The sequence below is a fragment of the Kutzneria chonburiensis genome (assembly GCF_028622115.1).
In the GTDB taxonomy this organism is placed as follows: Bacteria; Actinomycetota; Actinomycetes; order Mycobacteriales; family Pseudonocardiaceae; genus Kutzneria; species Kutzneria chonburiensis.
The window spans coordinates 1725102-1737882 of sequence record NZ_CP097263.1 but is presented as its reverse complement, the minus strand read 5'-3'; the positions used below and the strand labels follow the sequence as shown (position 1 = coordinate 1737882).

Genomic DNA, 12781 nt, shown 5'->3' with positions numbered 1-12781 from the left:
AACGCCGGGTACTCAGCGGCGCCGGTTGAATATCGGGCGCCGTCCCTCGTCGATCTGTGCGGCCAGGCCTGCGGCCTGACGGACCGCTGGGGTTCTCGGTTGCCAGGTCCGCGCGCCGAGGATGAACGACAACCCCGTGGCCTCGATGGCCTGCTGGTTGGCCGCAGAGATCATGCCAGCGTCGGCCACGACCGTGACATCAGCCAGCTGGTGGGCATCCATGAACGCACGGATGGTCGGCAGCATCGTAGTGGTCTCGCCCCGGTTGCCCCCGAACGCGTTAACCATCAACGGAAACCCGCTTGCGTCGGTGAGCAGCCCGATCGTGATCTGCCCCTCCAACGCCGCATCGTCATGCGCCGAGCCGATGTGCTCGATGTCCCGCGACCCGCGACGCGAGGAGTGCACGATCTGCACCGCCCTGGCCCCCGACGCCGTCTTCACCGTGCGCAGATTTTCGCCGTTCACACGACGAAACCGCAGGTCAACTGCCAGCACCCTACCCAAGATCAGCGATCTTGAACCAAAGACGGGTAAGGTGACGGAATGGTCATGCGGGTGGCGATTCCCGTGCTGCCGTGCCGAGATGTGCAGGCAGCGCGGTCGTACTTCACGGACGCGCTCGGATTCGACACCATATTCACCTGGGAGACCCCACCTAGCTACGCAGCCGTGATCCGCGACACCGCCGAGTTCCACCTGTATGCCGAAAGCAGCGTCGGCCCGGCCAGGGTGACGGTTGTCGTCGACGACGTCGATTCCTGCCACGACGAGCTGCGCGCCCGCGGCGCCGACATCGTCGAGCCACTGGCTGACCGGCCCTACGGGATGCGCGACTTCAACGTACGGACACCCGATGGGCACTTGTTGATCTTTAGCCAGCCGCTCACCGAGTACGGGTGACCATCAGCGGACCAGCCGGAAGAATGACCGGACCTCGTCGACGAACAACGCCGGCTGCTCGAACGCCGCGAAGTGGCCGCCCTTACCGGGCTCGTTCCAGAGACTGCGAGAGCAGCGTCAGCCATCCAGACACGTGCGCCATCAACAGATACAGCAGCCTCATGACCACAGCCTGTGATCATGAAACATAGCATCACCACCAGTCGGACCACGTAGCCCGCGCACGACAAACCAGCTGGCCAGCACCTACGCCAATGTTTCCGGCACCCACAGGCCGCAGCGGCCGACGCGGTGCTGTTGCATTCGCAGAGCTACACGCGGGCACCGTTGGCGGTGCCGCCGGATTGCACGTCTACGCACCGGCCCCTCTGCGGGGCGGCGGAGGGTCGCGGGCGCGCTTCGTCGAGGTGTCACGCGGGGGCGGACAGAATCACCCGGACTTCGGTGTTGCGGTAGCCGGCGCGGTCGAACGCCGCAGCCATCGGGCGGTTGCCCAGGTCAGTGGTAGCGGTGATCCGGTCCGCGCCGTCGGCGGCGTGAAACCGGGTGATCTCCGCCAGAATCTCCGCGACGAGGCCCTGGCCGCGCAACTCGGGCACGACGCCGAGGTAGCCGACATTGCGGTTGTACGGGGTGGCCGAGGGGATGGCCAGGCCGGCCAGCACGCCGTCGGGGGTGTGGGCAAGCCGCCACCACTCCCGTTTGCCGGGCCGGTCCAGGTAGAACTCCAACGCCTCGCGGGCGGTGGCCTCCGCGCCATGGGCCGCCTCGTTCTCGCGGGTGTGGGCGTCCAGGCTGCCCTCGGCTACCCGCAGCAGCGCCTGCAGGAACACCTCGTCGTCCGGCTCGGGGGAAAACACCAGCCGCCCGCCCGGCTCCGGGACGCCCGCGTCGGGGGTCCACTCGTATTGCAGCCGCTCGACCTCGACGGTGAGCCCGGCGCGGTGGGCCGCGTCCTGCCGCCAGGCCACCGCGGCGGCCAGAGCGGGGTCGCCCCGCCACCCGCCGGGCAGCTTCATGATGTTGTACAACGGCAGCCGCTGCGCGCCGGCGTCCACGAACGCCTTGTGCGCGGCGGTGAGCAGCTCGGCCGCCACGCCGGCGCGGTCGGTGACGGCGTCGTCGGTGACCAGGCAGTCCAGCGCCAGCGGGTGCTCGCTGTCGGTTTGGCCCCACCACACGGCGCGGGCGAGGACCCGGCCCTCGTCCTCCGCGATCCACGTCCATTCAGGACGGTACTGGCGCCGGGCTGCCTCGGCGCGCCAGGCGTCGGCGCCCAGCCACCAGATCGGCTCGCTGACCTCGATGCACAGGGCGCGGTCCTGATCAGACTCGGTCATGGGGTGGCACACCATTTCGCGGGACACCGGTGGAGCCTATCCGGCTGGCGCTTCAGGCGCGTTGGCCCTCGATGAACCCTCCGGAGGCTGTCGATCAACTCGCTCTGGCAGTGGGTATTCGCTCTATGAGCGAGTGAGCAAGAGCAGCACGACGAGGGCTGCCACGAACACGATCGGCACCACGATCACGTTCACCGCCCGCGGCCGGTGGAAGTACGACGCCTCCTTGTCGACCAACATGATGTGCAATTGGATAATGGCGAAGAACGCGGCCGCGGCGGCCACGACCGACACTCCGCACAACACCAGGAATCCAATAACCGGCCCGTACCCGAACGGACCGCTGAGCACACCGGCAACGCCGGCGAACACGGCGCCGGCCGCGGCGACGCCACCCCAGCCGTAGGACTGAATCGCGTAGAAATAGAGCCAGTCGACGTCATCGGCCTTGCCGTCGGCCACCCGGCGCAGAATCCGCCCGCTGCCACGGGCCGCCGTTCCCTTGCGGTCCAGCAGCTTCCCGGCCAGCGTCAGGTACCACTCGGGCAGGTACGGGGTGCCCACGCGCACAGCTCCCTTCAACGCCGTAGGGGCCGGGCTGTGGACACAGCCCGGCCCCATCAGCCGGTCCAGCTAGAAATGATACCTGCTCCGCACCTGCGCACTGCCCTCGTACAGCGCGGTCGCGGCAATTCCATATCGGGTGTAGCGCTTCTCACGAGCGGAGTACCTGGCCGCCGCGCGCACCTGTTTTGCGCCCTGACGAGCCGCTTTTCGCGCCCACCGCCCGCTGTTTGCCACCCCTCGGAAGGATTTGGCCTTGGTGAACAATTTGGCCGCGGCCTTCTTGGCGGCGTAGGCGGCAGCGTGTTTGACGAGGCCGCCGACACCGGTGAAGCCGCCGGCGATGTCGAGGATGCCGCCGAGGATGTCGCCGTGTCGGAAGTCGTTGTACGCGTCATAGCCGCTGCTGACCGCGGCGGCCACGGTGAACGCGACCCCGACGAACGGCACCCACGACGTGGCCACGGCCAGCACGCTCAGCGTGGTCGTCAGGTGATCGGTGAAGGCGCTCTTGACGGTGTTGCCCAGCCAACCCCAGAACGAGGTGCCGTCCAGGTCGACGTGGTTGATCGGGTCGGCGTTGACGTAGTCGTAGTCGTTGGCCGACCCGCCGTCGACCGGGTCCACGGACAGGAATCGGCCCAGCAGCGGGCTGTACGGGCGCTCGCCCATCTGCACCAGCGACAGCGCGCCGGCGTGCTCGTACTCCCGCTGGTTCTGGCCGAGCCAGCCGTAGTCCATGTTGCCCGGCTGGTTGTCCGGCACGGCCTGATTGTCGACGGTGCCGTCGGTCCGCAGCGCTTCGCCGTACGGCGTGTACGTGCGCAGCGAGCCGACCTGCACGCCGCTGCCGTTGGTGGTGACGGACAGGTCGCCGCGAACCGATGGGGCGTCCCAGGTGTCCTGGCCGCCGGCGACCTGCTTGGTGTAAAGCACGCCGCCCGGCAACACGATGCTGAAGGTCTGGAGATTCTTGTTGCCGTCCATGGTCAGGCTGGCCGAGTCGCCGGTGCCGGTGTAGCCGTAGAGCACCGCGGTCGTGCCGTCGCCGGTATGGGCGTCCCGGCGGACGATCCGGTTGAGCACGTCCCGCGTGTAGGAGATGTCCGCCACCTGGTTGGGATCGCTGCTTGTCGTGCGGGCGGACACGTTGCGGTTGCCGGAGTCGAACCCGAAGTAGCTCGTCGTGCCGCCCGAGCTGAACTGCGTGGTGTTGCCGTGGCTGTCGTACTGGAAACCGGACAGCGCGGTGGCGCCGACGGTGGCCAGCAGCCGGTCCGCGGCGTCGTAGCAGTAGTCGGTCTCGGCGGTGCCGGCACCGGTCTGGTCGAGCAGCCGAACCCGGTTGGTGTCGCGGCCGGCGTTGGCCTGCGTGCCGGTCGGGCAGGCCGCCGCGGCCGCCGACGTGAAGTCGTACGTGTAGTGGTGCCCGGTGACAAAGGCCTGGGTCAGCCGGCCCATTCCGTCGTAGACGTAGTTGGCGCCGGTCGGATTCGGGTCGAGGCCGCCGAGCGACTCGTCGGTGATGGTGCCGGCCCGGCTGCGGGTGACCTGCGAGACGATCTGCTTGCCGTCACTGGTGTTCCAGGTCAGCGACGTGCCCTGCCCGGCGGCGTCCTTGCCCACGGCCGACAGCGCGCTGCCGTTGGCGTACGCGACCGAGGCCAGCTCGCCCGCCGCGTCGTAGGTCACCGTGGCCAGCACGGTCGTGCCGAGCTTGGTGGTCAACAGCCGGCCGGCGTCGTCATAGGTCGACGTGGTCGCCAGTGGGCTGTTGGCCTGGTTCGGCGGTGTCACGGTGGTGCTAGCCGTTCGGCCGATCTGGTCGTAGGCCGAGTCGGTCCGCACGCCGGCCGCGTCGGTGTAGGACACCGTGCGCCCCAACAGGTCGAGCTTGGTGGTGACGGTGCCGTTGTAGTCGGTGACCGAGCTGGTGAGCGGGTCGCCGCCGACGGCGTAGTCGTAGCTGACGGTGCGGGCGCCCGCGGTCGGGTTGGCCGGGTAGGTCTGCTGCACGACCCGGTCGCGGCTGTCGTAGCTGGTGCACGCCCAGTCACCGCTGGTGGCCTTGGCGACCACCCGGCCGGAGGCGTCGTAGACGTCCTCGTCGGTACGGGCCGAGCCGGCCGCCGGCGTGGCGGCGGTGGTCAGCTTGGGCAGACCGCCCTGGTTGGTCGCGGCGCTGCCGGCGACGCAGGGGTTGGCCCGCGTCTCGGTATCGCCGTAGAAGGCGTAGGCCGTGGTGGCGCCGCTCGGCTTGGCCTCGCTGGTGCGGCGCAGGTAGCCGCTGCCGACCGCCTCGTAGCCGGCAGTGCTGGCCAGCGCCAGACCGGCCGGGTCGTTGACGGTCGAGCCGGGCAGCCCGAAGGTCGGGTCGAGGTTGCCGTCACCGAACCTGCTGGCGCTGGTCTTGTCCGGCACGCCGTTGGACTCCGACGAGGTGCTCGACGTGGTCAGCCCGTAGCGCGGCTTGAGATACTGGCCGGGCACGTTCTCCTCGGCCTGGCCGGGCCGGATCCAGTTCAGGTTGATCAGTCCGACGTCGACCCGGTTGTAGTAGTCGACCCGAATTCGCTTGTACGCCCCGGCATCGGTGTTGTTGTACGTGCCCGAGACCGCGTGCGAGCCGCCGTCCGCCCAGGCGTCGACGATCAGCTGGTCATCGATCCACACGCGCACGCCGTCGTCCACCCACACCTTGATCGTGTAGGTGCCGGCGTCCGGGAACTGGATCTCCCCGGTGAAACGGGCCGCGAAGCTGGCCGACGACAGGCCGGCGACCGGTGGCGTGGTGGCGCTGTAGTTGGCGACCAGCTTGCCGCTGGGCTCGCCGACACCGGTGCCGTAGACCTTGGGCGCACCGGCCAGGTCGAGGTTGTCGTAGTAGGCGACGGACAGCCCGTTGATGTTCTCGTCGTAGTTGGTGTGCTTGTGCGGCACGGTGTTCGCGCACGCCGCGGTGGGCAGCTGGCCGGCGAAGCAGGACGCGGGCGCCGGGCCGTAGTTGTCGGTGACGCGGTCGTCGTAGTCGTAGACGTTGGTGGTGACCCGGCCGGCCGCGTCGGTGGACGTCAACTGCTGGTCCTTGACGTTCCACGACTGCGATGTGGTGCGGCCGGTGGCGTCGGTCGAGCTGAGCACCCGATCGGCGTCATCGTAGGCGACCTTGGTGGTGAAGCCGACAGCCGGGCTCAGCCCGACGGTGTCCACATAGGATATCCGGTTGGCCGGGTCGTACCGGTAGCCGTGCCCCGGTCGCGGCTGGCCGGGGGCGGGCGCGGCCTGGGTCACGCCGCTGCCCTTCGGCTTGCCGGACGACTTGTCGTACGCGACAGCCGTGACGACATCGGTCGCACCGGACCGGTTGGCCGGGTCGGCGGCGATCCAGTCGTTGACCAGGCTGGAACGCGACGAGGTGAGCAGGCTGTCGGCGTCGTAACCGAAGTCCGTGACCTGCGAACCGGGATCCTCCACCCGGCTCAACCGTCCGCCGCTGTACCAGAGTCGGGTCTCGGTGCCGTCCCAGTAGCTGATGCGGCACAACATCTGCGACGGAGCCGTCGTGTCCGCGCCGGAGGGCGGGGTGGCGCCGCCGTAGCAGTCGTCGCCGGCCCGGTTGTAGTGCAGCACATGGGCTCGGCCGCTGACCGGGTCCTTGATCTGCGACAGCCGCGACGGATCACCGTCGTAGATGTTCTGCAATGCCGCCGGCTTGCGGGAATCCGCCGTGGCCGACTGGCTGTCCAGCTTGCCGTCGGCCCGGAAGACGAACACGTCCGATCCCTCGGTCAGCGTCACCCGGCCGCCGCTGTCCAGCGCCAGCACGCCGTCCTCATCCAGCGGCGGGCTGTAGCCACCGGCGGACTTCTTGGTCCACGTGTGCTTGGCGCCGGTGCCGTCGGTCAGCACCACGTTCTGGTCGGTGACCTGCGCGGTCGTGTAGGTGGTGCCGTTGCCGTCAAGATCGGCCGACAGCGTCCAGCCCTTCGGCAGCGCCGGCAGGTCGCCGGAGAACAGCCAGTCCGCGGGCACGATCTGCGCCGGCACGGTCGTGCCGTCGGCGGTCCGGGTGAACAGCCGCATCCGGGCCGCACCGGTGATCTCCTGGAGCTCCACCTTGATCGGCACCCGCTGACCCTGGGTCAGCGCCACGCCGGTGGCCTGCGTCCAGTTGAGGTCGCTGACCCCGGTGCTGGTGTACACCTTGTTGCCGTTGATCCACACCTGCGCGGCGTCGTCGTGCACGCCGGCGAACTGGTAGGTGCCGGTGGCCGGAGCCTGGAAGTAGCCCTCCCAGCGGACCACGAAGTAGTCCGCACCGAGCGCGGGCGCGAACGGCGAGTCGGTGCCGTAGTCCACGTTGACCTGGGGCTCGTTGCGCACCAGCACGGGCTGCTGCGAGGAGCTGATGTTGCCGTTGTGGCTGATGTCGTTGAAGTACGACGCGCGCAGGCCCTTGTCGTCGACCTGCTGCGAGTTGTACGTGAAGGTCAGCCCGGCGTTGCCGCCGACCGTGGTGAAGGTGGGCGTGGCGACCGTGGTGGAGACGTCGCCGTTGGCCAGGTTCACCGCAACGGGGCCGGCCGAGTCGACAGGGGACGGGCTGTGCGCGCCGATCCGCAGGTCCACCTTGAGATGTCCGATCCACGTCGGCGTGGTCGTGGTGATCCCGCTGTAGGCGGTGGCCTGCCAGGTGTAGGAGACGCCGTCGTGCAGAACACCTGACGGGACAGTCCACTGTGGAGAGTCCAGGCAGCCGGACTCCACGACAACACCGGACTTCGCGTCCGAACCGGTGGCCACCTTGAAGCAGTACTTGACCGGATCGCCGTCGGGGTCGGTCACCGGGCTCACCTGGAGCGTGGGCGTCAGCGACGCCAGCACCGAACCGTCCGCCGGCGTGACCAGGCCCGGAGCCGGCGGGGCCGTGCCCGTGTCGACGGTCAGCGTGGCGTTGAGGTACTTGTACGTCCAAGTGCCGGGATTCTCCGCGCCGATCAGCATGAAGAACGGCGTGATGTCACGGGCGTTGACGCGGTCGCGCAGGTAGTTGGTGAACGCGTCGCCCACCAGCGTGCCGACATCGCCGACATTGGCGCTGGCCAAGTACTCACCGACGCCGTTGAAGTCGAAAGCCGTCGCGTGGTACAGGTTCGCGTTCCAGGTCAGCAGGGAACCCGTGGACGCGGTGTCCCGCGTCAGGTCCATCTTCGCGCCGACCACGGTCTTGCCCCACAGTGATGAGTAGTCGAAGTGGAAGACGCTGCGGCTGTAGGAATCGCCCTTGTTGAGGCTGTTGCCGATCTGAAGGGCACAGTTGAGGCAGCTGTAGCCGTCGGTGCGGTACACATGCGACTCGTTGACACCGAAGGCGAACGTCGGATCGACGTGTACCGGGTAGACCCGCTTGCCGTCCCTCAGCCAGTTCGGGTCGACCGACACCGTCAGCCACCAGCCGTCGGCCGTCTTGTCCAGGCCGTACGTGCCGCCGGTCCGGGCCGGCGCCGTGCGGTCCGAACCGGACGAGTCCCAGGTCTCGATCGGCGGCAGCACAACAACAACAGCGCCGTTCGCGTCCTTGAGCTGGACCGAGTCGCCGTCCAGCGCCGGTGTCAGGCCGCCGGTCTTGAGTTTGAAACGCCACGAGGACTTCGCCGGCGCCTTCTTCAGCAGCACGGTCTCCTTCAAGGCGGACGCGGTCACCTCGTAGTCGAGGTCGGTGTCCGGCTGCACATTCGCGTAGGTCGCCTTGTCCCCGGCGACCGCCGCCGTCGCCGGAGCGGCCTGGTCGAGCGCCAGCGACGCGGTCTTGCCGTCGACCTGGACCGACACCACGGCCGGATCGTCGGCCCGCTGGGCCAGTGACGGGTTCAGGGCCTGCCGCTTGGCGTTGGCCCGCTTGCTCGACCCGTCGACCTGCAAGCCGGTGTCGACCGGCTGCCAGTTGCCGGCGGCGTCCTTGGCGTTCAACGGCGCCGTCGACTCGCGAGTCGAGTGCGTGCCGTCCGGGTTGAGGTACTCCTCGGTGAACATCGACCGGGAGATCACCTTCGAACGCTTCGGGTCGAAGTGACTGCCGCTCACCCCGGCCAGGCTTGACTGAACCGTGAAGTCCGCTGTGGTCTTCGGCGACTCGACGGCCGCCGGCCTCGGCTGCTCACTGTGCACCAACGCGACGTCGCGCGGGTCGGAGGCCTTGGACGCAGCGGCCGCGGCCGGCGTCACCACGATCTGCACCAGGGCCACCGCAAGGAGGAACGCCGTGGCCAGACTGATCAAATGCAGGGCAGGTCTGCTGGGCGCGCGCCGCACCCAGCCATGACGGGCTGGAAACACCGATCCCCCCGGTTGTTGCGGAACAGGTAGGCGGTGCGTCCCCCGACGTCCGCGTGACCGCTGCCTAAGAGTGGGTTAAGCATTTGCCCAGAACAATGGGCCGATCGGGTGGCAAGCGCACGGGACACTGCTACCCAACGCAACGTTCGCCGTCGACCGCCGAGGAGAATTCGGTGAGCCGGCCAATCAGGCCAAAACCGGCACAATGACGTTCCCGCCGATTGAAGGCCGTCCACGACTCAATGTCAGCAGGTTGCGAAGCAGCCGCGGAATCCGCCCACACCCATGATCAAAATGATAAATCGAGGACTCCTTTACTTGGGCAAGTAGACTTGGACATGAGCTTGGAGAACGGCTACGAGCACGCCGGTGGCCCTGGATTCAACTGGGCGTCAAGGCGTCGCAGGTTCAAATCCTGTCGTCTCGATGGTATGCCTTGCCGGGGGCGAGCTGCGCGACGTCATCGGCTGACCCGGCGCGACGGGTCGACGGCCAGCGGCCGCATCAGCGTCGCCACCTCGTCGAGTTCGTCAAGGCCGGCGACCAGGTCGACGACCTCGTCCGCGACGGTCGGTTCGAGCAGCCCGGTCACGTTGTCGCGGAACTTGCCGACGACCGAGCCGTCGGTGAAGCCGCGCTGGAAGTGGGACAGCTCCCGGCCGTCGTAGAGCCGAATGCCGACACGGCAGTGCAACGACTGCGGTTCGGCGGCGACATCCGCCTCGTACGGCACCACCTTGTCGACCACCGACAGCACATCGGGGTCCGTCCACAATACGGGGTCGAAGTAGTCCTTGGCCCGGTTGCGGCCCCGCACGAGCCGCAGGGCGACGCTGAAAGCCGTGCTGAACTGCGCGGACACCGCATCCGACGGACGCGTGACGACAGCGCCGTGCCCCATGGCGAACGCCGGCAGCCCAAGTCGGATCTCGGCCACATCGCGCCATCGCCAGTCGGCGTCGCGCATCAGGTGGCGAATTCCGTCCAGCACCACGGCCGCCGATCCGATGACCGGGTAGCGCCGGAACATGACGTCCTGGATGTGGAAATGGTCCCAGTTCCGATCGATACGGGACAGGTCCGCACTGCCGGTGAACTGGCGCAGAATGCCGCGCTCGCCTTCGAAGATCGTCAGTGGGCCGGTGAGTCCGTCGCGGGCCAGAAGTGCCGCCTGCGCGCCGCTGCGACCGGCGGCCCCGGCGTGCATTCGTTTCACCTCGCCGCCGGCAAGCTCGTATTCCATGGTTCCAGAGGCGTCACTGCCGGCGATGCCGAAGGCGTTGGCGAGTTCGTCCGTGGTCAGGCCGAGCAGCACGCCGGCGGCGGTCGCCGCGCCGAACACGCCCAGCACCTTGGCCCCGTGCCAGCCCCGGCGCAGCATGTCGAGCTGCGTGGCCGCGCCGAGCAGCGACATCACCTGCACACCGGCGACGATCGCCACGATCACCTCGCGGCCGGAGGCCTCGGTGTACTCGCCGAACGCGAGTGCGGCGGGCACGACGTTCGCGCCCGGATGCCCGGCATGCCCATGGACGTCGTCGAACTCGCAACTGGTCGCCAGCGCGCCGTTGACGTAGGCCGCGTACGGCGCGACCGTCCCGGATCCGGAGAACACCACCGTGCTTTCCGGGGTGGCCTGCATGCTCGCGACCAGCCGCCTCTCCGGCTGCACGTTGGGCAGCGTCGCGCCGAGCAGTTGCAGTCCTAGCTGGTCGAGCACCATCTGTTTGGCGGTCTCGACCACCAGTGGCGGCAGCTGGTCGAAATCGAGGTCGAACACCCAGCGCGCCAGCTTGGTGGCCAACACTTCCTCCCCCACAAGGACTCCTCACGGCGCGAACGGCGGTTTCGCGACAACGTAACAACCGTGCCCGGCGGCCGACAGCGTCGGATGACGCTGTCGCCGTAGGTCGGCCGGTAAGCACACCAACGGGTTCGGTCCGACTGTGGCCGGATCCGTGGCACGGCGGTCATTCCCGTGCCCTGTCGATTACGTTTCCGCCATGAACCGAAGACCAGGCGTGATCGCCGCGCTCATACCGCCGGCGGTGCTGGTGCCGCTGCCCGAGGCCGCCGCGAGCACCCGGACCCGCGTGAGTCTTCCGGTCGCGGCCCCGGCCCGCACCACGATCGACCTTCCCGACACCGGCTGGACCGGACGGTTCCAGGCCGTCGGCGGAAGTGCTTACGCCGCCCGCGATTTCAGCGACAGCACAACCGAATCCGCCACGGATCCTGAGCGCACACATCGGCCAGGATGTTGGCACAATGTGTGCGCACGGCCGCGTGACACCTCGAATTGTGTGCCTCTTCGTACTGTCTCGGCCACCGGCCCCTCATGACCGGTAATCATGAGGGAGCGTCATGATGATGCCGATGGCCGACGCATTAGCCGCAAGGTGAGTGCCGGCAACAAGCTCGGCGGCCGCGACGAGAACTACCCGCACCCGAAGCCGGCCGCACTGACCTTACGGCCGTCATGTGAACGGACTACAGAAGGAAGGCATGAGCGATGGCACACTGGCTTGGCAACGAGAACCCGGACAGGGTTTCCCTGGACGAGTCAAGGAATGCGCTGTCGACAGGGTACTTCGACCAAGTGGTGGAGAAATCGATCACTGATGTCCTGGCCGCCGCCGACCAGGGCGTGAACGACCCCAACGGCGCCCTGCTGGATCTCCAGGACCTGCTGGAGGACATCCGCGACACACCGGCGGGCCCGGAGCGGGTCGCCCGCATGAACTCCTTCGTGCGCACGCTCGGCCGGGCCGACAACCTGGCCGCGTTCCTCGAGATCATGCGGGCGTCGCTGAAGACCGGCGGGCCGGACGACCACAAGGTGGCGGAACGGTCGCGGTCCGGCCGCAGTCACTGCATCTACGGCTGGGCCGGACAGTCGATCGTGCTGGCCTCGGGCAACCACCCACTGGCGACCACGGTGCCACCGGCCGACGGCGTCGAGGACTTCATGGGGTACCCGGTCTCGGAATGGCATGCCAGCATTCACATCTGGCAGCCCAACCCGACGGCCGAGGGCTTCGAGTCGACCAAGCGGCACGAGCCGGGCGCGATCGTCGAGCCGCCGCACTCGCACCCGTTCTCGTTCGTCTCGTACGTGTCCAAGGGCCAGATGCGGCAGTCCATCTACGAGGAGCTGGCCGAACCGACGGCCGACACCGAGGGCGATCGGTACCACGACATGGTTTTGGAGCGGGTGGACGGCGTCTGGCCACCGCACAACGAGTACGCGGCCAACCGTCTGCGCACACTGGAAGACCGCCTCCTGCTGAGCCAGGGCGAGAGCTACTACATGTCCACCGACCAGATCCACGACGTCGAGGTGGATCGAACCACGGCCACCGACCGACCGACGATCACGCTGTTCCTGTGCGCGGAGACGACCCAGATCCCCAAGTCGTACATGGTGCCGGCGATGGCGGAGTTTCACCGCGACAACTCCGACATCCTCAAGAAGGCGGTCGCACTGACGCCCCAGGAGTGGGACGCCAAGCTGGACGCCACCGCGAAGTACCTGCGAGGCGAGTCCGACAACCTGCGCCTGGGCGACGTGTTCGACTGCGGCAGCACCTACGCCTTCATGAACATCTGACCGCGAGTTCGCGCGAACGGAGTGGGGA

Annotated in this window: 8 protein-coding genes; 2 read left to right on the top strand and 6 right to left on the bottom strand. The window is 68.1% G+C overall.

Going from position 1 to position 12781, the window contains the following annotated elements; all coding sequences use genetic code 11:
• Nucleotides 1-12: 12 nt before the first annotated feature.
• Nucleotides 13-498 (bottom strand): transposase, encoded by a 486-nt coding sequence (locus M3Q35_RS48775; RefSeq protein ID WP_379794005.1) that lies wholly within the window; start codon nt 496-498, stop codon nt 13-15.
• 48 nt (nt 499-546) lie between these two features.
• On the opposite strand from M3Q35_RS48775, the gene M3Q35_RS08000 reads away from it, so the two are divergent.
• Nucleotides 547-903: a VOC family protein gene (locus tag M3Q35_RS08000; protein ID WP_273941014.1), complete on the top strand. Its 357-nt coding sequence runs from the start codon at nt 547-549 to the stop codon at nt 901-903.
• 410 nt (nt 904-1313) lie between these two features.
• On the opposite strand, the gene M3Q35_RS07995 is transcribed toward M3Q35_RS08000, so the two are convergent.
• The 5 genes from M3Q35_RS07995 to M3Q35_RS07975 all read right to left on the bottom strand — a co-directional run bounded on the left by M3Q35_RS07995 (nt 1314) and on the right by M3Q35_RS07975 (nt 11289).
• Entirely contained in the window at nt 1314-2243 is a 930-nt protein-coding gene (locus M3Q35_RS07995; RefSeq protein ID WP_273941013.1) for a GNAT family N-acetyltransferase, read from the bottom strand.
• A gap of 123 nt (nt 2244-2366) precedes the next feature.
• Nucleotides 2367-2807, bottom strand: coding sequence for a hypothetical protein (locus M3Q35_RS07990; protein ID WP_273941012.1), 441 nt, complete (start codon nt 2805-2807; stop codon nt 2367-2369).
• A gap of 69 nt (nt 2808-2876) precedes the next feature.
• The gene (locus tag M3Q35_RS07985; protein ID WP_273941011.1) at nt 2877-9044 is read right to left on the bottom strand and encodes a PA14 domain-containing protein; all 6168 of its coding nucleotides are present in this window, start codon (nt 9042-9044) and stop codon (nt 2877-2879) included.
• A gap of 559 nt (nt 9045-9603) precedes the next feature.
• Nucleotides 9604-10962 (bottom strand): MmgE/PrpD family protein, encoded by a 1359-nt coding sequence (locus M3Q35_RS07980; RefSeq protein ID WP_273941010.1) that lies wholly within the window; start codon nt 10960-10962, stop codon nt 9604-9606.
• A 171-nt stretch (nt 10963-11133) separates the two neighbouring features.
• Nucleotides 11134-11289: a hypothetical protein gene (locus M3Q35_RS07975; protein WP_273941009.1), complete on the bottom strand. Its 156-nt coding sequence runs from the start codon at nt 11287-11289 to the stop codon at nt 11134-11136.
• 366 nt (nt 11290-11655) lie between these two features.
• Between M3Q35_RS07975 and M3Q35_RS07970 the strand changes: the two genes are divergently transcribed.
• The gene (locus tag M3Q35_RS07970; protein WP_273941008.1) at nt 11656-12753 is read left to right on the top strand and encodes a cupin domain-containing protein; all 1098 of its coding nucleotides are present in this window, start codon (nt 11656-11658) and stop codon (nt 12751-12753) included.
• The last annotated feature ends 28 nt before the right edge of the window (nt 12754-12781 follow it).